This window comes from Marinobacter sediminicola (genome assembly GCF_031157525.1).
Taxonomy (GTDB): domain Bacteria; phylum Pseudomonadota; class Gammaproteobacteria; order Pseudomonadales; family Oleiphilaceae; genus Marinobacter; species Marinobacter sediminicola.
The window spans coordinates 23,019-46,514 of sequence record NZ_JAVIXR010000017.1; the positions used below are offsets into that span (position 1 = coordinate 23,019).

At 53.3% G+C, this 23,496-nt stretch carries 22 protein-coding genes; 12 read left to right on the forward strand and 10 right to left on the reverse strand.

Annotated elements, in window-relative coordinates; translation table 11 throughout:
• Nucleotides 1-30: 30 nt before the first annotated feature.
• Together RG807_RS16755 and RG807_RS16760 are read right to left on the reverse strand one after the other, a co-directional pair.
• Nucleotides 31-1,842: a choice-of-anchor D domain-containing protein gene (locus RG807_RS16755; protein WP_309045906.1), complete on the reverse strand. Its 1,812-nt coding sequence runs from the start codon at nt 1,840-1,842 to the stop codon at nt 31-33.
• 259 nt (nt 1,843-2,101) lie between these two features.
• Nucleotides 2,102-3,124 carry a helix-turn-helix domain-containing protein gene (locus tag RG807_RS16760; protein WP_309045907.1) on the reverse strand — a complete coding sequence of 341 codons (1,023 nt, stop codon included), beginning with the start codon at nt 3,122-3,124 and terminating at the stop codon, nt 2,102-2,104.
• A 206-nt stretch (nt 3,125-3,330) separates the two neighbouring features.
• Between RG807_RS16760 and RG807_RS16765 the strand changes: the two genes are divergently transcribed.
• The gene (locus RG807_RS16765; protein WP_309045908.1) at nt 3,331-4,023 is read left to right on the forward strand and encodes a class I SAM-dependent methyltransferase; all 693 of its coding nucleotides are present in this window, start codon (nt 3,331-3,333) and stop codon (nt 4,021-4,023) included.
• A gap of 38 nt (nt 4,024-4,061) precedes the next feature.
• On the opposite strand, the gene RG807_RS16770 is transcribed toward RG807_RS16765, so the two are convergent.
• From RG807_RS16770 to RG807_RS16800, 7 genes are all read right to left on the reverse strand, one after another.
• The gene (locus RG807_RS16770) at nt 4,062-5,369 is read right to left on the reverse strand and encodes a short-chain fatty acid transporter (protein ID WP_309045909.1); all 1,308 of its coding nucleotides are present in this window, start codon (nt 5,367-5,369) and stop codon (nt 4,062-4,064) included.
• Between the two features lie 164 nt (nt 5,370-5,533).
• Complete coding sequence (locus tag RG807_RS16775; protein WP_309045910.1) at nt 5,534-6,979, reverse strand: phospholipase D-like domain-containing protein; 1,446 nt, start codon at nt 6,977-6,979, stop codon at nt 5,534-5,536.
• A gap of 18 nt (nt 6,980-6,997) precedes the next feature.
• Nucleotides 6,998-7,732, reverse strand: coding sequence for a glutamine amidotransferase (locus RG807_RS16780; protein WP_309045911.1), 735 nt, complete (start codon nt 7,730-7,732; stop codon nt 6,998-7,000).
• A gap of 8 nt (nt 7,733-7,740) precedes the next feature.
• Nucleotides 7,741-8,466 (reverse strand): YebC/PmpR family DNA-binding transcriptional regulator, encoded by a 726-nt coding sequence (locus RG807_RS16785; protein ID WP_298450071.1) that lies wholly within the window; start codon nt 8,464-8,466, stop codon nt 7,741-7,743.
• A gap of 98 nt (nt 8,467-8,564) precedes the next feature.
• On the reverse strand, nt 8,565-9,365 hold the full coding sequence (locus tag RG807_RS16790) for an oxygen-binding di-iron domain-containing protein (RefSeq protein WP_309045912.1): 801 nt from the start codon (nt 9,363-9,365) through the stop codon (nt 8,565-8,567).
• Between the two features lie 149 nt (nt 9,366-9,514).
• The gene (locus RG807_RS16795; protein WP_309045913.1) at nt 9,515-9,943 is read right to left on the reverse strand and encodes an SRPBCC family protein; all 429 of its coding nucleotides are present in this window, start codon (nt 9,941-9,943) and stop codon (nt 9,515-9,517) included.
• Between the two features lie 126 nt (nt 9,944-10,069).
• The gene (locus RG807_RS16800) at nt 10,070-10,945 is read right to left on the reverse strand and encodes an AraC family transcriptional regulator (RefSeq protein WP_309045914.1); all 876 of its coding nucleotides are present in this window, start codon (nt 10,943-10,945) and stop codon (nt 10,070-10,072) included.
• A 166-nt stretch (nt 10,946-11,111) separates the two neighbouring features.
• On the opposite strand from RG807_RS16800, the gene RG807_RS16805 reads away from it, so the two are divergent.
• The 9 genes from RG807_RS16805 (at nt 11,112) to RG807_RS16845 (ending at nt 21,572) form a co-directional block, all read left to right on the forward strand.
• The gene (locus RG807_RS16805) at nt 11,112-12,605 is read left to right on the forward strand and encodes a CoA-acylating methylmalonate-semialdehyde dehydrogenase (protein ID WP_309045915.1); all 1,494 of its coding nucleotides are present in this window, start codon (nt 11,112-11,114) and stop codon (nt 12,603-12,605) included.
• Nucleotides 12,606-12,724: 119 nt separating this feature from the next.
• Nucleotides 12,725-13,891 carry an acyl-CoA dehydrogenase family protein gene (locus RG807_RS16810; protein WP_309045916.1) on the forward strand — a complete coding sequence of 389 codons (1,167 nt, stop codon included), beginning with the start codon at nt 12,725-12,727 and terminating at the stop codon, nt 13,889-13,891.
• A gap of 26 nt (nt 13,892-13,917) precedes the next feature.
• On the forward strand, nt 13,918-14,697 hold the full coding sequence (locus RG807_RS16815) for an enoyl-CoA hydratase (protein ID WP_309045917.1): 780 nt from the start codon (nt 13,918-13,920) through the stop codon (nt 14,695-14,697).
• A gap of 43 nt (nt 14,698-14,740) precedes the next feature.
• Nucleotides 14,741-15,841 carry an enoyl-CoA hydratase/isomerase family protein gene (locus RG807_RS16820; RefSeq protein WP_309045918.1) on the forward strand — a complete coding sequence of 367 codons (1,101 nt, stop codon included), beginning with the start codon at nt 14,741-14,743 and terminating at the stop codon, nt 15,839-15,841.
• A gap of 62 nt (nt 15,842-15,903) precedes the next feature.
• Nucleotides 15,904-16,791: a 3-hydroxyisobutyrate dehydrogenase gene (gene mmsB, locus RG807_RS16825; protein WP_309045919.1), complete on the forward strand. Its 888-nt coding sequence runs from the start codon at nt 15,904-15,906 to the stop codon at nt 16,789-16,791.
• A 194-nt stretch (nt 16,792-16,985) separates the two neighbouring features.
• Nucleotides 16,986-17,918: a DMT family transporter gene (locus RG807_RS16830; RefSeq protein WP_309045920.1), complete on the forward strand. Its 933-nt coding sequence runs from the start codon at nt 16,986-16,988 to the stop codon at nt 17,916-17,918.
• Nucleotides 17,919-18,046: 128 nt separating this feature from the next.
• A complete protein-coding gene (locus tag RG807_RS16835) occupies nt 18,047-20,266 on the forward strand; it encodes an OsmC domain/YcaO domain-containing protein (RefSeq protein ID WP_309045921.1) in 2,220 nt (739 codons plus the stop codon).
• Between the two features lie 5 nt (nt 20,267-20,271).
• Nucleotides 20,272-21,258: a diaminopimelate dehydrogenase gene (locus RG807_RS16840; RefSeq protein ID WP_309045922.1), complete on the forward strand. Its 987-nt coding sequence runs from the start codon at nt 20,272-20,274 to the stop codon at nt 21,256-21,258.
• Between the two features lie 35 nt (nt 21,259-21,293).
• The gene (locus RG807_RS16845; protein WP_410804599.1) at nt 21,294-21,572 is read left to right on the forward strand and encodes a YkgJ family cysteine cluster protein; all 279 of its coding nucleotides are present in this window, start codon (nt 21,294-21,296) and stop codon (nt 21,570-21,572) included.
• A 3-nt stretch (nt 21,573-21,575) separates the two neighbouring features.
• Here the strand turns inward: RG807_RS16845 and RG807_RS16850 are convergent, their stop codons facing one another.
• The gene (locus RG807_RS16850; RefSeq protein WP_298450084.1) at nt 21,576-21,842 is read right to left on the reverse strand and encodes an RNA recognition motif domain-containing protein; all 267 of its coding nucleotides are present in this window, start codon (nt 21,840-21,842) and stop codon (nt 21,576-21,578) included.
• Between the two features lie 183 nt (nt 21,843-22,025).
• Here RG807_RS16850 and RG807_RS16855 point away from each other — a divergent pair, with 183 nt between their 5' ends.
• Together RG807_RS16855 and RG807_RS16860 are read left to right on the forward strand one after the other, a co-directional pair.
• Complete coding sequence (locus RG807_RS16855; protein WP_309045923.1) at nt 22,026-22,922, forward strand: DMT family transporter; 897 nt, start codon at nt 22,026-22,028, stop codon at nt 22,920-22,922.
• Between the two features lie 119 nt (nt 22,923-23,041).
• Nucleotides 23,042-23,496 (forward strand): contractile injection system protein, VgrG/Pvc8 family (locus tag RG807_RS16860; RefSeq protein ID WP_309045924.1); only part of this gene is annotated, 455 nt, incomplete at its 3' end.

Here is a 23,496-nt window from a genome sequence, read left to right on the forward strand (position 1 = left end):
TGGGGCTATATTTGATTAGCCCTCTTTTCCTTACAGTTCCGGAGTCAACGTCAGGTCGATGGTGTTGCCGGAACCAGTCAGGAACTGGTTAAGAACGCTTGTCAGAAGACCACAGTTTTCCAGTGGTGGCAGGTCGTACACGCCGCTCACGTCGCCGCCGGTTGCAGGCGAGAAGTTAGAGCCATCTTTGGAGGTCAAAGTAATGTCCACAGGCTGGATTGACTGGCACTGATCGCCGCCGCCAACTTTGATGGGCAGGCCGAACAGCTTGAGTTGAACCTTTGGTACTTTGATGAACAGGTGAGAGTTGGCGGTCAACTTGCCATTTACCAGGCTGCCAGTGGTCATTTCAGACTGCTGGAACTCAACATTTGCTGTTGCTTTCAGACGGCTGAACAGAACTTTGATTGAGAAATGACCAACGGTAGGGTCAACGTTTAGATCGGCTTCGAACGTGCCGCTTGCCAGTTCCAGAAGCGTTGCGATGCTGCCGGTCAGAGGCAGGCTGCTGTCCGAGGAATTGATGTAGGTGGAGCCTGAAAGGCCCAGCAACAGCTCAATTTCATTTGTAGGTGCTTCAAAGCCTTCTGCGCTCAGGGATACGGAAACTTCTGCGTTCTCAGCGTCGTTAGAAGAAATCACCAACTGTGCATTGCGCACACCGGCTGAAGCGGCTGTGAAGCCAACATCGATAGCACAGGTCTGTGAAGGAGCGACGGTGGTGCAGTTGTTGGTCTGCAGGAACTCGCTAGCGTCTGGGCCCGCAACGTTGATGCTGTTGATAAGCAGAGTGTCAGTGCCGTTGTTGGAAATGGTGACCTGAGCAGATTTGCTCTGGCCTAGCTGAATCCGGCCAAGGTCCACAGACCCGGGTGTTACAGCAATTTCAGGCACTGGTGCCAGAACGCTGCGGCCAGTCAGCGCAACATCTACAGAACTGTTGTCTGCGTCGGTTGAGTTGATGGTCAGAGTTGCACTCTGTGGGCCTTCGCCATCTGGAATGTAGGTAAGGTTTACGTCACAGCTTGCGCCGGCTGCGATGGTGTTGCAGCTGTTGCTTTGCATGAATGCACTGGCGTTTGTGCCAGCAATCGAGATGCTGTTGATGCCCAGCGCAGCATTGCCAGTGTTGCTCAGAGTAACGGTTTCATCTTTGGTAAGACCAGCCTGCACATTACCAAAGGCCACGTCGGTGCGGTTTACTGCTATACGTGGCGTTTCGACAACGTCACCTTCTACGGTAACGTTTTGCAGCAAGTTATCCTGACCCGCGAGCAGGGTACAGTTGGTCGTGATTTCGCCAATCGGTGCAGGTGCAATGTCACCATTGGCTGTGCGAGCCACCAGATTCAATGTCAGGCCGCCAACGCGTATTTCTGCATTGCCGATATCCTGCTCGGTAAAGGTGAATTCCGGGGCTTGGCCATTTGCAGGAACCGTGAACGGGCCAGATGTTGATGGGATGGGGCTTGGGGGAATTGTCAGAGTAACGGTTTGCTCGACCGTACGACCCGCAGTAATAATCTGGTTGGTGTTTACTGCTGTGCCTTCCACAGTTTCTGAGCCGACCAGTTTAAGACCAGTACGGGAGTCCTCGTTTACCAGTGTCATCGCTGTTACCGAAAACGCGGGTAAAGGAGTGCCAACGACGGCGCTTGTTGGAATATCGGCGCTGATTTCAGCACTGATGGGCTGCTCGCCGATCAATGGGAATGGGCAGCTGAATTGGAGGTTGGTGGAAACCGGGGCTGCGATAGCGCTCCCGGCGCCGGACATTAATGCCGCCGCTGCCAGGGCGGGCGCAATTACACGACCACGGGGGGTGGAGTTCCTGAGTTTCATGAGTTCGTCCTCTGTAAAGCATCGTTGTTATAGGAGGGCGCGCAGACTGCACCGACTAAGGACTGCTCGATCGGACATGCAAAAGACCCTATTGCCACGCGTTTAAACGCAAGTGTGCCCGAGTATTAGGCCTTTGAAGGTGGTTGTGGGTCATTGCCGTTCCCGGCATGGTCTTTGTTCAAAGCGGAGATATAGCGCAGAGAATGTCGAAACCGTGACCGGATTCAAATTGCTCCGGTCACGCCTCGTTAGTCAGGGATCAGGTTGTTTTGCGGGATTGCTTTCGAACATCGCCGGGTGTTTTGCCGGTCCATCCACGGTAGGCTTTGGTAAAGCTTGCCTGATCGCTGAACCCGAGCTTTTCGGCAATGGATTCCAGTGGAACGTTGGTGTCGTTCAGATAGAGAGTTGCGAAGTTTTCGCGAATTTCATTTCTGACCTCACGAAACGATGTGCCAGCACTGGCCAGGTGCTGGCGCAACGTGCGAGTGCTGATGTCGAGGCGCCGAGCAATATTGGTGGTAGTGCACGGCCGGCCGGGCTGGGTCATGATCATGTCTCGAACCTGCATCAGTGTTTCATCAGCTAGACCGGTTTTTTCTTCCTTGCTTTTCCGGCTGCGTGCCAGCAGAAATCGCAGGCTGGCTGTATCCTTTTGAGTAGGCTGTCCCTTCAGTGCCATGGAAATCTGATTGAATGGTGCATCGAAACGGAATTCGCAATCCGGCGCCAATGATTGCCATGAATGGGTGTCGCGATTGGAGGGAAAGGCAAATTGAATATCGAAATGCTCGCATACCTCCGCTGATACGCGATGAATACTGCCCAGGTACATTTTTGTTACACAGGGTGCCAGCTCACCAAGCCCCCACGTATCGAGCAGTCGGATGTGGAAGGTTGATCCGGTAGAGTGCAGCTCCATGTCCATCAGCGGAAGTCCTACCCGGAGGTATTGCACGATCATGCTGATGAGTTGTCGGGGGTTGTCTTGGCCGAGTACGGCAAATCCCAGAAGCCCATGGCTTGGGAGATCCAGCTGTTGCCCGAACTGAAATGCTGCCCGTTCGTCATTCATCAGCCAGTCGGCTTTTTGCAGCGCTGTCGTTATTTGCTGCATGCTGACGCTTGCGTCCGGATCGTACAACATGGCCTCGGTTATGTCGGTGTCGTTGAGAAGGGCTGCCCGCTTCACGCCTCTTCGCTCCATGAATTCGATGAAACGACGAACATAGCGAGCAGAAATCAGCGGTACTTCAAGCGCCATACTATTCGAAATATCCATATTCCTGTCCCTGGGGCGAGAATAGCCCTTAACATCGTCATGAATTACGATTGCTAGTGTTTGCGAAAATCCGTTACTGCAGGCTTTCTTCGGCGGGCAGTATAGGCACGTTGGGTTGAAGATATTTTTGGGGCCCGTCACGAAATAGTTGTCATGGCCGGAAATGACAATGAAACATTTGTCAGGTTTGAGGGTGCGGAACAGACATGCATTTGCAAAAATCTACTGGGATATCAGAGAAAAAGCCGGATGCCAGTGCGGGCGCAATATGCAGTGTGTGCGGGCAGGGCGAGTTAATGAGATTTCAGACGCTGGGTGATAAAGAGTACCTGCGATGCCCACGCTGCAGCGCAACCATCATGGCCCGGAAAAGCTGGCTTGGGCCTGATGAGGAGCGTGCGGTTTATGAGCTGCACGATAATGATCCGGGTGACACGGGCTACCGGTCTTTTCTTGAGAAACTCGCCTTGCCCATGCTTGAACGCATTCAGCCAGGGGCTTCCGGGTTGGATTTCGGCTGTGGTCCTGGCCCCGCGCTTGCAGAAATGATGCGAGAGGCAGGTATGGAAGTGGCGCTTTTCGATCCGATTTTCCACCCGGCCGAGTCTGCGTTGAGCCGCCAGTACGATTTCATTACCTGCACTGAGGTTGTGGAGCATTTACATCACCCGGCCAAGGTGTTCCGCCAACTGGATGGTTTGTTAAAGCCCGGGGGTTGGCTAGGTGTGATGACCTGCTTTCAGACCTGCGATGATCGATTTGATAAGTGGCACTATCGGCGGGATCCCACTCACGTTGTGTTCTATCGGGAGGCAACATTGAAGGTTGTTGCTCAACGTATGGGGTGGACTATGACTGTGCCATGCAAGGATGTGGCAATGTTTTATAAGTCGTTATAGAAACCGGGGGCAATGCGCCCCCGGTTTGTTCTAAGCCCTTAAAGCCAGGTAAGACCTACACCGATGATCGCGCCTGTGATGATCAGCAGCATCAGGCAGTATCCCATGATGTCTTTCGCTTTGAGCCCTGCAATAGCCAGTACCGGCAATGCCCAGAAGGGTTGCAGGAGGTTGGTCCAGGCATCGCCCCAGGCAACAGCCATGGCCACTCGTGGAATGCTTGCGCCAAGCTCCTGAGCTGCCGGTAGCATGACCGGTGCCTGCACGGCCCACTGGCCGCCACCAGAGGGAACAAAAATGTTCACCAGGCCTGCACTGATGAAGCTCCAGAACGGTAGGCTCTCAGCAGTGGCCATGGATACAAAACCTGAGGAAATGCTGGCAGCCAGCCCAGACGCCGTCATTACTCCCATGATTCCGGCATAGAATGGAAACTGGATAACAATGCCTGAGCCGCCTTTAACGGCTTCATTCAAGCTATCAAGCAGCCGTTTAGGCGTTTGGTGAAGAATGATCGCCAGGAACAGGAACATGAAGTTGACGATGTTCAGGTTCAGGCCACCACCGTCCATAAAATACTGGAAAATGAATGCCAATCCACTGAAGCCAATCAGCCAAGCCAGTATTCTGCTGTTTTCGAGATGGTCCGCAGGGCGGAGGATGGAAACGCGGGTGTCTGGCTCGTCATCAAGTACCGCAGGATCAACGTAAACGCTCTCTTCTTCTGAGGGTAGCATCAGCCGGTTTACCGTAGGCACAACAATAAACAGCGCCACAATGATTGCCAGGTTGAAGAAAGCAAAGATGGTTTCGCTGGTGCCAATTACGCCAATGACGTCAGCGGTAAAATGCCCATCGGTTGCGATGACCAGCGGAATTGAACCTGCTAGGCCGCCGTGCCAAACAATAAAGCCCGAGTAGGCACTGGCTATCAATAATGGATAGTGAACCCTTACTTGCCGTGCAAGTGCTTTGGCAAAAAGGGCACCCACTACCAGGCCGAAGCCCCAGTTGATCCAACTTGCGACCAGTGCCACGAAGGTAACCAGAACAATTGCCTGGCCGGGTGTGCTTGCAAGAGATGCAATCCGATTCAGAATTCCGCGAACAAGTGGCGTGCTGGCCAACATGAACCCGGTAACCAGAACGAGCAGCATCTGCATCGAGAAAGTGAGCAGGCTCCAGAACCCATTCCCCCACATTTCGACCACAGCCATTGGGCTATGGCCTTCAAACGCCATAGCGGCGATGAAAGCAAAAAGAGAGAGGATCAGAACAAAAATATAGGGATCAGGCAGGTACTTATCTACCAGGCTGACCATTGGCCGAGCGGCTCTATTGAGCATTGGGTATCTCCTTGTTCTTGTTGATTTTGACCTATAGCAGCTTAGATGGTCGCGAGATAAAAACCAAACCAAAAGGCATAAGCGAAAGGTATAGGGAGACTTTTGCGAGCGAAGGTGCTTGGGGTGTGAGGGGGGAGAGGGTGTGAAGTGAGGAGTGCTCTAATTCAGAACGTGGATAGCCCGGTGGCTTCCATCACGCGATAACGCCAGTAGCGTAGCCGCGATTCATCGGCCCAGCGCTCGTAGGGCAGGCTTAGTACGGGATCGCTGCCCGGGCCCGATTGCCACTGTGTTTCAAAGAAGCTAACGGATTTGGTGGCCACTTCAGAACCTGCTGGTGCGGCTAACCAAGCGTTGGTTTCCAGGTTCAGATCATCAAGGTTGCGCCGAGTAAAGTTGGCGGAACCCAGCAGAACTTCAGTCGGACCCACCAATGGACGGAGCATCAACAGTTTGCTGTGACACTGCTCGCCAAAGGTGTTGCACCAGCGAACAGGGATTCCAGCTGTGTGAAGTTCCAGGGCAACTTGGCGGTTGGGTATGCCACTTTTTTGATGACCGAACGCTTCGTTATTGGCATCGAGAAGCACCCGTAACCGAACGCCACGATCGTGGGCATCGAGAAGGGCGGCCACAATCTCCCGATGTGAGAGATAGAAGAAGGCGAGATCCAGGTGGCTGCCGCTCTCGGCCTTGGTGATCATCTCTAATGCGGTATCCCGAATTGCAGATTCTGTTTTAATTGCAACGGTTCCGGCGGCACTCTCGTCAGGTGGTCGATGCGAAGCCGTCTGGTTAATCAGTTCGTCCAGTATCGGGTTGGGCTGGCCAGACATTGCCAGAACCGCTTGCTCGGTTTTCAGAACATCGGTAACCGCAGAGCCAGTAAAACTGATGGCAATGTTGCTGTGTCGGCTGCTGCCATCGTGAGGGTTCGCAGACGTTATAAGGGCGCGCAGTTTATCTCCTTCATCTGTTACCAGAATCTTGCGATGGTTTGCTTTGAAGTTGGGCAGGGCAAGGTAGCTGCGAACGGTGACAGGCGCTGTTCCCAGAGCATTTGGTAGCCAACCACCTTCAGAATTATTTCCAAACCATTGGCAGCAAACGCGCCAGATTGCAGACCATGTGGGGTTGCTGTCACGAAGTGGCCGCAAATTTGTCTCTGTTACCGCAATGCCAGCCTGACGAAGCGCCTGAAACCAGGGCGACACAGCCCCACCGTAAAGGGTATTCAGCGGGTCTGAGATAACAATAATTTCCAGCTTCGGCCGCTCTGCCTTCCGGTTGATCAGTGCCTGGGTAAGCTGCTCGGAAAGACGACGATGCTCCACGCCCTCTGGGCTGCTGCTATTGAAGAGAAACATGTCGACCAGAATGAGAGATTGAGCCTGGCTGATGAGGCGCAGGACTTCGTCGAATATTTCATGGTCGCGGGTTTCTGAGCCATCGCTGTGATGGTAGGTCGAATCCGTCAGTAGCGTTGCGTCGTTGAGGGGATAGGTGTCGCCGTTGTGGCTGATCCCGGGAGGCAAGGGCTTGTAGGAGTGATACAAGCCCACACCAACCAGTGTCAGAATTATTAATGCGAGCAATACCTTCAATGACATAAGCGGCCCGGTGCAGTCTTAACCAGCGTGGTTTTCTTTTACAAGAGTAGAAAAGCGCTCTAGCAACCCTGAAGCTTCCGGTGCATCGGTAACGGAATCGATCATGGCGCTTGGATCAAATCCCTCGCGCTCCAAATCAGGTGTCTGCACACCGAGATACGCTCTCATAACAGTGCTGGAGAACTCCGGATGGAATTGCACGCCCCAGGCGCACTTGCCAACACGAAACGCCTGGTGTGGCTCAAACTCGTTGCGGCCAAGCAAAACGGCACCCGGTGGCAGGCTTAAAACTGACTGCATATGGGTGAGTTGTGCGCTGAACGTGTTTGGCATGTTGCCAAACAGCAGGTCATCTTTGGCACTGGCGAGTAGCTCGACATTTCTGGTACCGCTTTCGCGACCCTGCGGGTGATAGCCTACCTCACCACCCAGGGCGTGCGCCAAAAGTTGGTGTCCGTAGCATACGCCAAGCAGTGGGATCTCTTTCTCAACGACGCGGATCAGCCATTGAGCGGCCCTTTCACTCCAAGCTTCCCGATTGCTGACCATAGCGGGAGAACCGGTTACGACAACGCCGTCCCAGTCGTCCGGGTTGTCAGGAAGTTCGCCGGCTACAGTGTTGAATACTGTAACGTCGAGACCGGGTGACAAACCGCGCAGAAACCATTGGTCGAAATCACCGAATTGCTCTTCGATAGCCGGGTAGGTGCTGCCAGTTTTCAGGATCGCCACTCTTGGTTTTTGCGGGGTCACTTTCCTGGCTACTCTTCAGGCAGTTCGGCGTTGTGGAAAATGTTCTGCACGTCATCCAGTTCGTTCAGCATGTCGCAGAATTTTTCGAACATGGGAATGTCATCGCCTTCCACTGGAGTACTGGTTTTCGGCAGGAACTGAATTTCGTCTACTTCGAAGTCGATATCGGCAAAGGCTTCTGTCAGTGCCTGGCGAGCCTTGGCGTATTCCGTGTTCGGTGTAAATACTGTGATTTGGCCTTCTTCGTTTTCAATGTCGGTAACGTCGACATCTGCTTCCATTAAGGCTTCGAGAACGGCTTCGTCGTCTTCACCTTTGAAAACGAAAATCGCACTGTGGTCGAACATGTGTGCCACGGTGCCGGGCGTGCCGATTTTGCACTTGGTTTTTGTGAAGGCGAGGCGAACATCGCCAAACGTCCGGTTTGGGTTATCTGTCAGGCAATCGACAATTACCATGCAGTTACCTGGGCCGTAGCCTTCGTAACGAGCGGGAGAGTAGTCTTCCCCGGCACCACCGCGGGCTTTGTCTATGGCCTTTTCAATAACGTGAGAGGGCACCTGATCTTTTTTGGCACGCTCAATAAGGCCGCGCAACGACAAGTTGCCATCCGGGTCTGTACCGCCGGATTTGGCGCTCATATAAATCTCGCGCCCGTACTTGCTGTATACCTTGGTTTTGGCCTCCGCTGTCTTGGCCATGGATTGCTTGCGGTTCTGGTAGGCTCTGCCCATTTTTTGCGCTGCCTCATACTTGCTGGGGAAAAGGTGGGATTTTACGCAAGAATAGCAGTTTGGGACAGGCCTATTTGGCTGGCCTGCCCCTTAAACGCTTATACGTAGTCCACAGGAGCGCGATAGTTGTCCTGTACCATCAGGTCGATTCCGCACTCAACACTGCTGACCCAGCTCAGGAAACGATCAATCATTGCGGCGCCTTCGAAGCGCTTTCCGTGCTGAGGCACAATCATTTCAACGTCCATATCGCGGATCATATTGGCCCAAAGCCGGCACACTTTGTTTGACGCGATATAGCGCCGGTGAAATCCCATCATATGTGGAATGTGCTGGTCAAAATCCTTTACCGGCAGGTGGTCATCTTCTGCGCCTATAGAGGCGCCGAGATCCCCTGAGAACAGAATTTTCGAGACCGGATCATAAAACTGCAGGTTGCCGACTGAGTGCATGAAGTGGGCAGGCAGGCACTGTAGATAGGAATCACCAAGCCGTACGTTGGCGCCTGCATCCGGAATGCTGACGATGCGGTCGTAAACACTGCCGCTCAACTGATTGGTAACGTAACTGGACACCAGGTGAGGCAGGAATCTGGCCCACAGTTTCGATGTCACGATTTTAGCATTGGTATGGACGATCCAGCGGTCAATGGCGCCGATGATATCCGGGTCCTGATGCGACGCAAATACAAAGTCCATGTCTTTGATATTCATGTATTTCGAGGCTGCGACAGCAAGAGGTGTGTAGGTAAGGTCACCGCCCGGATCAATCAGGGCTTCGTGTTTGCCATCGACTAGCAGGAACTGGTTGGACTGGACACCTTCTCCGGTGACCAGAGAATCAAACATCAGGCACTTATGATGCCCGTTATCGAAAAGGATAATCGGCTCGTTTGCCATCTTGATCTCCGCAGTAAAGGAAGGCCGGCGGTTGCACCGGATATTGCAAGTTGCGCGGAGAGTACAAAATTGATGGATAGCAACAATTGCTTCAGGTCAATTATCTGATATCCATCAAGTAACAATTTGTTTCACTTGAATAAAACCGCTTAGGCCAGCCTTGGAACCTTTTTCATGCCTCGGCGTATGGCTCGCTCAAGACTTGTACTAACCAGTTTGCCTGTGTAGGGAACGCGGTCTTCAAAGGTAATCCGATAACGCACGCGGGTGTGGCCTTCTGGCGTATCCTCAAAACGAATCCGGCCCAGGTGGTTGCGAATCGGGCTCATACTGGTGATGGTGTATTCAATCAGTATGTCCGGTTCGAAACTGGTGACGGTTTCTTCCAGGCCGAGAGGGCCAATGCCAACCTTGCGCACCGAACCAAGGCCGTTAGGGTCGGCCTGATCGCTGTTTTTGATTCGCTTTACGGGTGCTCCCAATAGTTTCCCGAAGCTTTGGTGATCGGCAAACAGTGCAAACACTCTGTTGCGGGGTACATTGAAGGTTTCATCAATTTCAAACGTATGCGTAGCCATTTTGAGTGCTCTTTATTGTGTCTTTATCCCGAAGACTAGCGGTTTCGTTACTTCAACAAAAGTCGTAGATGGCGGCAGAGCAGTTACTGGCCTGTTGTGCCTGGCCGGTATGCGTCTAATTCAACGTTAGTGTCTTGATGTATGACGGTAGTCCCTTGGCGACTGCCCCATAACTTTTTTAAATAATCGGGAGAAATAGTAGGCATCGTCATAACCCAGGCGATGGCTTATATCAGTAAAGCTGAGGCTTGTTGTGTCGAGCATTTGGCAGGCGCGCTCTACCTTCAGATGCAGGAAGTGCTGAATGGGAGAGGTTCCGGTTTGCTCTTTGTAGCGAGTAGCAAAGTGCGCGGGAGATAGGCCGGCAAGATCTGCTAGTTGCTCCAGAGTGATGCGTTCATCCAGGTGCTCATGCATATAGTTATTGATGGTATCCAGCTCGTTTTTTCGTTCATGGCTGGTTTCATCAATACTTATCGGAATGGCTGTAAACAATTGCCTTAGACGATTGGCTGCATGAATCAGACCGCGTGCACGGAAGCCTGTCTGGCGAACCGATAAAAGGCCATTGAAGTCCACCAGAAGTCTGGGTTGCCGCCCAAGGTGGCGGACCGGTGTAGAGTCATCAAATCCCATGTATTGGTGAAACTCGCTAGCCAGCGGCCCTGTGTAGTGAACCCAGTGAATTGTCCAGGGGTTATCCGGGTCTGCTGTGTAGCGGTGGGTGGCGCCAGCGGGTAGTAACAGAAGATCTCCCGCCTCCAGTGTGTAGGGTACACCTTTCACATTCAGGAATGCCCGGCCTTCAGTACAGTAAATCAAAAGATTGTCGCGATGATTCTCTCGATGCATATGGTGCCCCGTCGCCCGGCGGTAATGGCCGAATGCCAGCGGGTAGAGGTCCCGGGTAAGAGGGTGTTGCGACAGGAGGTTAATAATAGGGGCGGGCACCACATAGCGAATGCTGTCTTTGGGTACTGGCCACTGGGAGGTTTGAATCATGATTGTTACTGTTACCTGCAGTTTGGCTAATCGAAAGATAGTCCATCAAGGTCGAAATTTAGTCAATCACCAAGTGCTGGTGGGCGTGCTAAGGTCTATCCATGCATAGCCAAAGTGATCTTGCTTTTGGCCACCCTCTTGCACAACAACAAACAGGGATACCGACATGAAAAATGTTCCACTGTACCTCGCTGGTGAATTTGTTCAGAGCCAGACCAACGAATGGATTGATGTAACCAATCCGGCCAATAACGAAGTGATCGCCCGAGTGCCATGCGCAACCAATGCAGAAATGCGTAAGGCGATCGATACGGCCGGCGAGGTGTTTAAAACCTGGAAAGAGGTTCCGGTTTCTGAGCGCGCCCGTGTGATGATGCGTTATCAGGCCCTGCTGAAAGAGCATCACGACGAAATTGCTGAAATTCTTTCTCAAGAAACTGGCAAAACCTTTGATGATGCGAAGGGTGATGTGTGGCGCGGTATTGAGGTTGTTGAGCATGCGGCCAACGTTCCCTCCATGATGATGGGCGAAACGGTTGGCAACGTAGCACGTTCAGTCGATACCCATTCCTGGATTCAGCCGTTGGGTGTATGTGCAGGCATTACGCCGTTCAACTTCCCGGCGATGATCCCACTTTGGATGTTCCCCCTTGCTATCGCCTGCGGTAACACATTCATTCTCAAGCCTTCCGAGCAGGATCCGCTGACTCCGATGCGCTTAGCTGAGCTGTTTGAAGAAGCCGGCGCGCCAAAGGGTGTTCTACAAGTTGTTCACGGTGGTAAGGAACAGGTAGATGTTCTGCTGACCGACCCTGCCATCAAGGCCATATCGTTTGTGGGTTCTGTGCCGGTTGGCCGTTATATCTACGAAACCGGTACTCGCAATATGAAGCGCGTTCAAAGCTTTGCCGGCGCCAAGAACCATATGGTGATCATGCCCGATGCTGATAAGCAGCAGGTGCTCAATGCCTTGGTTGGCGCCTCTGTAGGTGCGGCTGGCCAGCGTTGCATGGCGATCTCTGTGGCAGTATTCGTAGGTGAAGCTCAGGCCTGGATTCCTGAATTGAAAGAAGCCATGGCGAAAGTGCGCCCAGGCGCCTGGAACGACTCCGGTGCCAGCTATGGCCCGGTAATTTCCCCCAAAGCCAAGGAGCGTGTTGAGGCGCTGATAGCCACGGGTGAAGCCCAAGGCGCGAACCTGCTTCTGGACGGTCGTGGCTGCACAGTAGATGGCCTGCCTGATGGTAACTGGGTTGGCCCAACCCTGTTCACCGGTGTGACCACCGAGATGGACATTTACAACGAAGAAATCTTCGGTCCTGTACTGGCCTGTATGGAAGAGAGCAGTCTGGAGGATGCCATCGACCTGATTAACAAGAGTCCTTATGGTAACGGCGTATCGATCTTTACCGGCTCCGGTGGTGCAGCACGCAAGTTCCAGCATGAAATTGAAGTGGGGCAGGTGGGTGTGAACATCCCCATTCCTGTGCCCCTGCCGTTCTTCTCATTCACCGGCTGGAAAGGCTCTTTCTACGGTGATCAGCATGCATACGGTAAGCAGGCCGTTCGCTTCTATACTGAGACCAAAACCGTTACATCCCGCTGGTTCTCCAGTGAGGCAACATCATCGGAAGCAAACTTCTCTATCCAGCTGCGTTAGTTGTTTGAAGGTGGGTTGGTTTGGGTCGGAACTTGTTTCCGACCCCTTTTTCATCCCTCCTGAACAAGGGCTTCTGAGCCTGGTGAAAGTGGAGAGCGTGGAGAACGTGGAGAGAAACGATGGACTTTAACCTCACTGAAGATCAGTTAGCGTTCCGCGAGGCGGCTCGAGCCTTTGCTGAAAAAGCCATGGCACCCTACGCAGCCCAGTGGGATGACGAGCATGTTTTTCCGGTAAGCGTTCTGAAAGAAGCCGGCGAAATGGGCTTCATGGGAATTTATACTCCGGAGGCGCTTGGCGGCATGGGCCTTTCCCGGCTGGATACCTCCGTAATCGTTGAAGAGCTGGCGGCTGCCTGCCCTTCAACAGCCGCATTTATCACGATTCATAATATGGCGACCTGGATGGTTGCGAGCTTCGCGCCCGATGACCTTAAACAGGAATTGGTTCCGAAGCTGGCCAGCGGGGAGCTGCTTGCATCCTACTGCCTGACGGAACCCGGTGCGGGTTCTGACGCGGCCAGTTTGCGTACTAAAGCTGTGCGGGATGGCGATGATTATGTGATCAATGGTAGCAAGATGTTTATCTCCGGTGCCGGTGAAACAGACATTCTGGTGTTGATGGCGCGCACGGGCGCGGCGGATTCAGGCGCCAAGGGTATTTCCACCTTTGTGATTCCTGCCAGTGCGGAAGGCATTACTTACGGCAAGAACGAAGAAAAAATGGGTTGGCACAGTCAGCCTACTCGCACCGTTAACCTTGAAAATGTGCGTGTTCCGGCAACCAATCGTGTGGGTGAAGAAGGCGACGGGTTCGCCATTGCCATGAAGGGCCTTGATGGCGGCCGCCTGAATATTGCCACGTGTTCTTTGGGTGGTGCACAGGCTGCTCTATTAAGAGCCCGCAACTATATGCACGAACGACAACAGTTTGGAAAGCCTCTGGCTGCGTTTCAGGCGCTTCAATTCAAGCTGGCGGATATGGCAACCAACCTGGTAGCCGCCCGGCAGATGGTTCGTCTTGGTGCCTATAAACTGGATGCCGGCGATTCTGAAGCTACATTGCACTGCGCCATGGCGAAGCGTTTCGCAACCGATGCGTGCTTTGAAGTGGTAAATGATGCACTCCAGTTGCACGGGGGCTACGGTTATATACGGGAATACCCTCTGGAGCGCTTTTTGCGCGACCTGCGTGTGCACCAGATTCTGGAAGGCACCAACGAAATCATGCGTCTGATTATTGCCCGTCGCTTGTTGGATGACGGTGTGGCCGAGGCCATTCAATAAATCGCAAAAATAACAGGAGAAGGATGATGAGCGATCTGATTCAGCTCGAGAAACGCGAACACATTGCAATACTGACCATCCACAACCCACCGGCCAATACCTGGACAGTGGATTCTTTGGCTGCACTGACCAACATCGTCCGTGAGCTTAATGAAGACAAGAATATTTTCGCATTGGTTCTGACCGGGCAGGGCGAGAAATTCTTCTCTGCTGGCGCCGATCTTAAAACCTTTTCCGATGGCGATAAGGCACGAGCTAATGAAATGGCTCAGCTCTTTGGTCAGGCCTTTGCTGCGTTGACCAAGTTCCGTGGCGTATCCATTGCCGCGATTAACGGTTACGCCATGGGTGGTGGCCTGGAATGCGCCTTGGCCTGTGATATCCGCATTGCCGAAGAGCACGCTCAAATGGCTTTGCCGGAAGCGACAGTGGGCTTGCTGCCCTGTGCTGGCGGCACCCAGAACCTGCCCTGGATTGTGGGTGAAGGTTGGGCCAAGCGCATGATTCTCTGTGGTGAGCGTGTAAAGGCCGACAAGGCTTTGCAGATTGGCTTGGTCGAAGAAGTGGTACCCAGTGGGAAAGGCCTGGAAAAAGCTCTGGAATTGGCTGAAATGGCCTGCAAGCAGAGCCCGTCTTCCGTTGCCCGCTGCAAAACACTGGTGATGAGTTCCCGCGATGGCCGCAGCCATTCAGACAGCTGGCGCATGGAGCGTGAACTGTTTGTTGAGCTGTTTTCTACCGAAGACCAGAAAGAAGGCGTCAATGCCTTCCTTGAAAAGCGCAAACCAGAATGGAAAAACCGTTAAAAGCTTCTCAACTCCTGAGGCATATCGGTCTAAGGAATTTTTTATGAGTCATCAACCTGTTAAAAGCCATCAACCTGTTGTTTTCGAAGAGTGGAAGACCGCTGACGGTGCCGTTATCGCGGTGGCGAGGCTGAATACGCCCAAAGCGCTGAACGCACTCTCCCTTGAGATGATTCGGATGCTGGCGCCACAACTCAAGAGTTGGGCTGAGGATGATCGCGTTCGTGCCGTCTGGATTGAAGCTGAAGGCGACAAGGCGTTTTGTGCCGGCGGCGATATTGTCGCGCTATACCGGAGCATGACCGAGCCTCAGAGTGGCGGTGGTGCCAGCGCGGGAGAGACCTTCTTTACAGAAGAATATGAACTGGACTATTTGATCCACACCTACCCCAAGCCGATTATCTGCTGGGTGCACGGCATTGCTATGGGCGGTGGTATCGGCATTCTGGCCGGCGCATCCCATCGGGTCGTAACAGAAACGTCCATGATGGCAATGCCTGAAACCAGTATCGGGCTTTACCCGGATGTGGCGGCAGGCTGGTTTCTGAATCGCGCTCCCGGTCGTACCGGGCTATTTCTGGGATTGACTGGCGGGCGCATGAACGCAGCCGATGCCATCTTTGTGGGCTTGGCCGATCGCTTTATCAAGCACGAAGAAAAAACTGCGGTAGTCGCTGATCTGGCCGCGCACAACTGGCAAGGGGAGGATGCTTTTGCGGTAGTGGGCGGTGTGCTCAGGCAGCATGAAAATCAAAGCGCTGATGCCTTGCCGGAATCCCAGGTGCGGGCTCATCTCGATGAAATCAATCGGGTAACCGATGCCGACAGTCTGGCCAAGATGGTTGCCCAGATGAAAGAACTGGCTGGCGGTGACGGCTGGCTGGCGAAATCAACCAAACCCTTGGCATTCGCCTCGCCAACCTCACTAGCGTTGTGTTGGCAGCACTTGCAAAACTGTCGTCTGGACAGTCTCCGCGAGGTGCTCGACAAAGAACTCGTGCTCTCCAAAAACTGCCTTATAAATGGCGAGTTTGCCGAAGGTGTTCGTGCTCTCCTGATCGACAAGGACAAACAGCCCCGCTGGCGTTACGCGTCGCTGGAAGAAATGAACAGCGAGTGGATCGACAGCTTTTTCGAACAATAGCCTAACAGGCCGCTCGAACAAGGGCGGCCCACTCAACCGAATACAAAAACAAGGGGATGATTATGGCAACGATTACCTTTATTGGCCTGGGCAACATGGGTGGCCCCATGGCCAGCAATCTTGTGCGAGCCGGGCACGATGTAACCGTTTTTGATCTGTCAAAAGATGCGGTAGCTGCGCTGGTATCAGAAGGTGCCAAAACGGCAGACACAGCCCACGATGCGGCGAAAGGCGCTGAGTGTGTGATCACCATGCTGCCGGCAGGCAAACACGTAGAGGCTGTGTATCTGGGTGAAGATGGTTTATTGGCGGCTCTGCCCGAGGGAACGTTGGTTATTGACTCATCCACCATCTCGCCAGAAACGGCTCGCGGTGTAGCCGAGCAGGCCGAACGCAAGCGTATACCATTCCTCGATGCACCCGTTTCTGGTGGTGTAGGCGGCGCGACAGCAGGTACTCTAACCTTCATCTGCGGTGGTGATGAAGAGACCTTTAGTAAAGCAAAGCCGATTCTGGAAGCCATGGGCAAGAATATCTTCCATGCTGGCGATCATGGTGCTGGCCAGGTCGCGAAAATTTGCAACAACATGCTGTTGGCCATCTTGATGGCAGGCACCAGTGAAGCGCTGGCGCTGGGTGTGAAAAACGGCCTGGACCCTGCGGTTCTCTCTGAAGTCATGAAGCAGAGTTCTGGCGGTAACTGGGCCTTGAATGTGTACAATCCATGGCCAGGCGTAATGGACGGCGCACCCGCATCCCGTGACTACCAAGGTGGATTTTTGGTTAACCTGATGAACAAGGATCTTGGTTTGGCCTTCGATAACGCCGTAGAGAATCAGGCGGCGATTCCCATGGGTTCGCTCGCCCGTAACCTGTTTACACTCCATGCCGAACATGGCAATGGAACACTCGATTTCTCAAGTATCCAGCGCTTTTACAAGCCTGAATAACGCCTGCCGGGGCACGATCTTCCGTGCCCCAAAACCTCACCTGAGTTTATTCCCTCCCGAGTTTTGCCTCTATACATTGGTATTAAAGTGTTGAGCAAGGTAACTATAAGTAGGACAATGAATTTGCTTAATGGTGGATCGGTAGCGAGCAATGCGTAGCCGGTTTGTGATCACGGCTGAAGGCTGCATTCCCTATGCTGACGAACACTTTTGTACTCTATTTTTCGACCGTGTTGATCTGGGGTTCGACGTTTATAGCGATCCCTCTGCAACTGGGTGAAGTGCCTGGCGATGTGTCCATTGCCTATCGGTTTGGGCTGTCTGCACTGGTGCTGATGCTATGGTGCAGCCTGACCCGACGGAATATGCGATTTGGTTTTCAGCAGCACCTCTGGATGGCGGGTCAGGGGCTGATGCTGTTTGGCTTCAATTACATGCTGGTTTATCAGGCAGCTGCAGATATCACCAGTGGATTGATTGCCGTGGTGTTCTCCACAATTATTGTGATGAATATCATCAACGGCGCTCTGTTTTTCGGCAATCGAGTGCCCCGCGCAGTGATTGGGGGCGCGGCGCTTGGGCTTGTGGGAATTATCCTGGTGTTTTTGCCGGAGGTTCGCGCGCTGGACGCCGATGGCGCCACCTTGCGAGCCATCATTCTGAGCTTGGCGGGCACCTTCATCACATCCTTCGGCAACATGATTTCGGCTCGCAACCAGTCATCGAAACTGCCTGTCATGCAAACCAACGCCTATAGCATGGCTTACGGCGCTGTTTTGCTGGCGCTCATTGCGTGGGGTAGGGGAGAGGCCTTCGTTTTCGAAGCAACCTGGAGCTACACCGGCTCGTTGGTCTACCTGGCTTTGATTGGCTCAGTCCTCGGTTTTGGCAGTTTCCTCACATTGCTCGGGCGGATAGGGCCTGAACGTGCAGCCTACTGCATGGTGCTTTTCCCAATCGTCGCGCTTGCGCTCTCAACGGTATTCGAGAGTTACATCTGGACAATTGAGGCCGTTGCCGGTGTATCACTGGTGCTAGCAGGTAACTTGTTGGTCATTCTGCCCAAAGAAAAACTGCAGCGGGTGTGGCGGGTATTCCGACCCGCAGCTGCCAGCCCTGCCGAGTAGGAGTGTTGCAGAGGTAGTGATTGGTACTAGGTATGAGTGGCGTAGCGTTACGTCTATAATGGCCGCCCTGAATGGCGCGCACTCTATGGTCAAGGCGCGCCGAAATCTCTAAACCGAGTACCCTCGCAATGGAAATCAATGTCAATTATCTCGACAACCTCCGAGTTGAAGCCAAGTTTGATGACTTCTCGGTGATTGCCGACCAGCCCGTTCGCTACAAAGGCGACGGCTCGGCACCTGGCCCTTTTGACTACTTTCTGGCTTCATCAGCCCTGTGCGCCGCCTATTTTGTGAAGGTGTACTGCCTGGCGAGGGATATTCCAACCGATAACATTCGCCTTTCCCAGAACAACATTGTTGATCCGGAAAACCGCTACAAACAAATCTTCAAGATTCAGGTTGAGCTGCCCGACGATCTGCCCGAGAAACATCGCCAGGGCATTGTGCGGTCCATTGATCGCTGCACGGTCAAAAAAGTGGTGCAAACCGGTCCTGACTTTCAGATTGAAATCGTTGATAACCTCGATGAAGACGCCCAGGCGCTGCTGACGATCAAGCCAGAAGGGGGTGAGGACACCTACATCGAAGGTAAAGACCTGCCGCTGGAGCAAACCATTGCCAACATGAGCGGCATACTGGCCGACCTGGGCATGAAGATAGAAATTGCCTCCTGGCGCAATATTGTTCCTCACGTGTGGTCGTTGCACATGCGCGATGCGGCTTCGCCAATGTGCTTTACCAACGGCAAGGGCTCTACTAAAGAAAGTGCATTGTGCTCGGCTCTGGGGGAGTTTGTTGAGCGCTTGAACTGCAACTTCTTCTACAACGACCAGTTTTTTGGTGAGGACATCGCCAACAGCGAGTTCGTACATTATCCGAGAGAGCGCTGGTTCAAGCCTGGTCCCAATGACGAATTGCCGGAAGGCATTCTGGACGATCATTGCCTGGCCATTTATAACCCGGATGGCGAGCTGCATGGCTCCAACCTGATCGACACAAATTCTGGCCGTGTGGACCGCGGTATATGCGCGCTCCCTTACGTGCGCCATTCTGATGGCGTGCCGGTTTACTTCCCGACCAACCTCATTGAAAACCTGTTTTTGAGCAACGGCATGAGTGCGGGAAATACTCTGGCAGAGGCACAGGTGCAGTGCTTGTCGGAAATTCTTGAGAGAGCTGTAAAAAAGCAGATCATTCAGGAAGAAATTGCCCTGCCGGATGTTCCTTTACATGTTCTGGAAAAGTACCCGAATATTCTTGAGGGTGTGCGGGCTCTGGAAGCTCAGGGCTTCCCCATACTGGTAAAAGACGCCTCACTTGGCGGCCAGTTTCCGGTGGCCAACGTGACTCTGATGAACCCCAAAACCGGTGGGGTGTTTGCTTCTTTCGGCGCCCATCCAAACATGGAAGTCGCTCTGGAGCGCAGCCTGACCGAGCTGATGCAAGGCCGCAGCTTTGAAGGTCTGAACGATTTTCTGCCGCCCACATTCAATAGCCTGGCCATCACCGAGCCCAATAATTACGTGGAACACTTTATTGATTCCAGCGGTGTGATGTCCTGGCGTTTCTTCAGTGCCAAGGCGGATATAGCGTTTGAAGAGTGGGACTTCACTGGTACCACCGAAGAGGAGGCCGCTACACTGTTCGGCATCATTGAAGACATGGGCCACGAAGTCTACACCGCAATTTATGACGACCTGGGTGCTCCGGTTTGTCGCATGCTGGTGCCTGGCTATTCCGAGGTGTACCAGGTAGAAGATCTGATCTGGGATAACACCAATCGGGCTTTGGATTATCGTGAAGATATTCTCAATCTGCACATCCTGAGTGATGAGCAGCTAGCTGCCTTGGTAGAGCGCCTGGACGATAGCCAGATAGACGATTACACAGACATCATCACCCTGATCGGCATCGAGTTTGATGAAAACACCGTGTGGGGCCAGCTCACCATTCTGGAATTGAAACTGCTGATCAATCTGGCACTCAAGCAATACGAAGATGCCCTGGAAAGGGTGGAAATGTTCCTGCAGTTCAATGACAACACAGTAGAGCGCGGCCTGTTCTATCAGGCCATGTGCGCGGTACTGGAGGTCACTCTGGATGACGAGCTTGAGCTGAGTGATTACGTGTTTAACTTCCGGCGCATGTTTGGTGATGAGGTCATGGATGCCGTGGTCGGCTCAGTGGATGGCAGCGTTCGTTTCTATGGTTTGACCCCGACCAATATGCAGTTGGAAGGACTGGACAGGCATCTGCGCCTGATTGACAGCTACAAGAAGCTGCACGCAGCACGTGCGGCTAAAGCCGGGATTGAGTTGCCGCCGCAAATTTCTAACGTTACAGGATAATCATCATGGCAGACAAAATTAGAGTAGCCATTGCCGGGTACGGCAATCTGGGCAGGGGTGTGGAAGCTGCGTTGGCGCAGAATCCGGATATGCAGTTGGTGGGTGTGTTCAGCCGCCGCGACCCCGCCAGTGTGGCGCTTCTGGACAGCACAGTGCCGGTTTATGCCATGGCAGATATTGAACAGTACCAGAACGACGTTGATGTAATGATCCTGTGCGGTGGCTCGAAAACCGACTTGCCGGAACAGGGGCCTTATCTGGCACAGTTCTATAACACCGTCGACAGCTTCGACACTCACGCCAAAGTGAACGAATACCACGCGGCATTGGATGAGCCCGCACGCAAGGCTGGCAAGCTTGCGTTGATGTCTGTGGGCTGGGATCCCGGCCTGTTCTCCCTGAATCGTTTGTTCGGTGAAACCATTTTGCCGGAAGGTGAAACTTACACATTCTGGGGCAAAGGCCTGAGCCAGGGTCACTCGGATGCAGTGCGCCGCGTGGAGGGCGTCAGGAAAGGCGTGCAGTACACCTTGCCCTCTCAGGAGGCTATTGCCCGAGTACGCAACGGCGAGCAGCCGGAATTGAGCACCCGTGAAAAGCATGTACGGGAATGCTTCATTGTTCTGGAAGAGGGTGCCAATGCAGACGCAGTGCGAAACAGCATTGTGACCATGCCGGACTACTTCGAGCCCTTCGACACCACGGTTAACTTCATTGATGAAGCTACCTTCGCTGCAGAGCACAGTGCCATGCCCCATGGCGGCTTCGTTATTCGCAGTGGCGAAACCGGCACCCATAGCAAGCAGACTATCGAATATTCACTGGCGCTTGGAAGTAACCCTGAGTTCACCGCCAGTGTGTTGGTAGCCTACACTCGCGCAGTCCATAAAATGGCCCGCGCCGGCGAAACCGGTGCCATATCTGTATTTGATGTGGCTCCAGGTTTGTTGTCCCCCAAGAGCCCGTCACAACTGCGCAAAGAGCTGCTCTGATAGAGTACCGCCAACGCCTGATGGAAATAACTGCCATGTCTGATCCCGGTATTAGCTGCTCAAACTGCCAGGCCTGCTGTTGCCGCCTGGAAGTTATGCTGATTACCGAGACAGGCGTGCCAGAGCGGTTTATTGAAACCGATCAGTGGGGCGGCAGAACGATGGCGCGTTTGGATGACGGCTGGTGTGCGGCGTTGGATCGCCGCACCATGTCGTGTTCGATTTACGACAAGCGACCGTTTATTTGTCGGGAATTTGAGATGGGCGGCTACGAGTGCATAGAAGAACGCGCAGCCAATGAGCCTGCAGCGTAAGGGTTAGCTATTGGTATCTGCTTGCTGTTCCTTATCCTGAGCGACCTTCACCCGTATTTTGTTTGACCCTACACGAGCGTCGTTCAGGTGGGCCTTGGCCATTTTTGCTTCCTTCGCGTGTGGCATTTCCACAAATCCAAAGCCTTTGGATTTTCCGGTTTCTTTATCTAAAACCAGTGTGCACTCGGTGACAGTGCCATGAGCAGAAAACAGCTCCATGATTTCCTGTTCTGTTGTCGTGCGTGCGAGGTTACGGACTAAAAGTTTCATGACGGGCCATTTTTAAAAGTAAGTATGATCACATTGCTTATGGATACGGTGCAGCGTGGCTTGGCAAGGTTCTGCATGCGTTTATATCCAAGCTGCGAGCCGTAGAACCCAGTATAGCCTTTAATAGGTACAAGCGGATAATGGCGTTCCGGTTTAATCACTCGTTTTCTGAGGTTTGTGACTATGTATTATGCGTTTCCGCTACTGGCAGTCATTTTCTGGGCGGGAAATACCGTAGTTAACAAACTGGCCGTGGGCGTTATTTTTCCGGCAGAAATTGGGTTTTATCGGTGGCTGTTCGCTGCCGTCATCCTCACGCCCCTGCTATTGCGTCCAACGCTGAGGTCGTGGCCAGTGGTGAAGGAAAACCTGGGCAAAATTTTTGTGTTAGGTGTGCTGGGCATGGCGATATATCAAAGCCTGGCCTATTTTGCCGCGCCTAAAACCTCTGCGACCAACATGGGTATTGTTTTAGCGCTCATGCCTGTGATGTCGCTGATTCTGGCCATATTGGCATTGGGCCACCGCCTTACAGTTGGAGCCATAGTCGGATCACTGTTTTCATTTTTTGGCGTACTGATTGTAATCACCTCTGGGGATCTGGCAGCGATTACCCAGCAGGGGATTAATGCCGGCGACGGCATGATGCTGGTCGCCGTAGCTGCCTACGCCATATACAGCACTTTGCTGAAAAAATGGCAGATACCTCTGCCTGCAATGCAGTTACTGTATGCACAGGTGCTTGTGGCTGTTGTGGTGTTGTTCCCACTGTTTGCTGCGCTGCCACAAACAGGGCTGAACAGTGATAACGTGCCACTGGTGCTATTCGCCTGTGTGTTTGCATCTATTGGAGCACCCTTGGCATGGATGACGGGCATCAAGCACCTTGGGCCCAGTCGGACTTCTGTATTCTTCAATCTGATTCCGATTTTAACGGCGCTGATCGCATCCGTGATGTTGAGCGAAACATTGGGGCCGCATCATTTTATTGGCGGTGGTCTCACCCTGTTCGGTGTGCTCTTGTCTGAGTGGTGGACGCGACCCTTCCGGGTTAAGGCGCAGGCGCAGGGTTCGGCCTGAGATTTTGTTTACATAGAACGGGTGCTCGTTTGGGGCAGGGAGCATTTGATTAAACACCGCATTTGCGACAGAATCTCCGCCCGGACTCATACAGAACCATACCTTCAAGGACTGAAGATATGCCCCAGGCAAGCGGACTGCAGTTTACCGCCCGTGTTGGCGAACTCCCCACTGATCTATTCTCTGTTGTTGGCTTTACGCTGACCGAGCGGCTATCCGAGCTATTTCATGGCTGCCTTGAACTGGCCAGCACCGACCCGGACATAGATGCATCCGAAGTTTTGGAGCAACCCGTGGATCTGGTGGTTTGGGAAGGCGGTATGCCCCTTCGCCGCTTCACCGGCGTGGTCAACGAATTCGCCCGAGGCGATTCCGGCCATCGCCGCACCCGCTATGAGATTGTTATCGAGCCGCCGGTGTGGCGTTTGGGGCTGATGCACAACAGCCGCATCTTCCAGACCCAAGCCACAGACACCATTGTGCGCACCCTGTTGGAAGAGCGGGGCATTGTGGACTCCGTATTTGATCTGAAACGTGCCCCCCAGGAACGGGAATACTGCGTACAGCACCGGGA

Excerpts from the sequence above, each read along its gene's own strand:
- RG807_RS16760 (WP_309045907.1), bottom strand. The coding sequence starts at position 3,124 with ATGGATATTTCGAATAGTATGGCGCTTGAAGTACCGCTGATTTCTGCT.
- RG807_RS16755 (WP_309045906.1), bottom strand. The coding sequence starts at position 1,842 with ATGAAACTCAGGAACTCCACCCCCCGTGGTCGTGTAATTGCGCCCGCC.
- RG807_RS16795 (WP_309045913.1), bottom strand. The coding sequence starts at position 9,943 with ATGGCTACGCATACGTTTGAAATTGATGAAACCTTCAATGTACCCCGC.
- RG807_RS16810 (WP_309045916.1), top strand. The coding sequence starts at position 12,725 with ATGGACTTTAACCTCACTGAAGATCAGTTAGCGTTCCGCGAGGCGGCT.
- RG807_RS16800 (WP_309045914.1), bottom strand. The coding sequence starts at position 10,945 with ATGATTCAAACCTCCCAGTGGCCAGTACCCAAAGACAGCATTCGCTAT.
- RG807_RS16835 (WP_309045921.1), top strand. The coding sequence starts at position 18,047 with ATGGAAATCAATGTCAATTATCTCGACAACCTCCGAGTTGAAGCCAAG.
- RG807_RS16845 (WP_410804599.1), top strand. The coding sequence starts at position 21,294 with ATGTCTGATCCCGGTATTAGCTGCTCAAACTGCCAGGCCTGCTGTTGC.
- RG807_RS16790 (WP_309045912.1), bottom strand. The coding sequence starts at position 9,365 with ATGGCAAACGAGCCGATTATCCTTTTCGATAACGGGCATCATAAGTGC.
- RG807_RS16820 (WP_309045918.1), top strand. The coding sequence starts at position 14,741 with ATGAGTCATCAACCTGTTAAAAGCCATCAACCTGTTGTTTTCGAAGAG.
- RG807_RS16785 (WP_298450071.1), bottom strand. The coding sequence starts at position 8,466 with ATGGGCAGAGCCTACCAGAACCGCAAGCAATCCATGGCCAAGACAGCG.
- RG807_RS16830 (WP_309045920.1), top strand. The coding sequence starts at position 16,986 with ATGCTGACGAACACTTTTGTACTCTATTTTTCGACCGTGTTGATCTGG.
- RG807_RS16840 (WP_309045922.1), top strand. The coding sequence starts at position 20,272 with ATGGCAGACAAAATTAGAGTAGCCATTGCCGGGTACGGCAATCTGGGC.
- RG807_RS16770 (WP_309045909.1), bottom strand. The coding sequence starts at position 5,369 with ATGCTCAATAGAGCCGCTCGGCCAATGGTCAGCCTGGTAGATAAGTAC.
- RG807_RS16855 (WP_309045923.1), top strand. The coding sequence starts at position 22,026 with ATGTATTATGCGTTTCCGCTACTGGCAGTCATTTTCTGGGCGGGAAAT.
- RG807_RS16850 (WP_298450084.1), bottom strand. The coding sequence starts at position 21,842 with ATGAAACTTTTAGTCCGTAACCTCGCACGCACGACAACAGAACAGGAA.
- mmsB (WP_309045919.1), top strand. The coding sequence starts at position 15,904 with ATGGCAACGATTACCTTTATTGGCCTGGGCAACATGGGTGGCCCCATG.
- RG807_RS16775 (WP_309045910.1), bottom strand. The coding sequence starts at position 6,979 with ATGTCATTGAAGGTATTGCTCGCATTAATAATTCTGACACTGGTTGGT.
- RG807_RS16815 (WP_309045917.1), top strand. The coding sequence starts at position 13,918 with ATGAGCGATCTGATTCAGCTCGAGAAACGCGAACACATTGCAATACTG.
- RG807_RS16765 (WP_309045908.1), top strand. The coding sequence starts at position 3,331 with ATGCATTTGCAAAAATCTACTGGGATATCAGAGAAAAAGCCGGATGCC.
- RG807_RS16805 (WP_309045915.1), top strand. The coding sequence starts at position 11,112 with ATGAAAAATGTTCCACTGTACCTCGCTGGTGAATTTGTTCAGAGCCAG.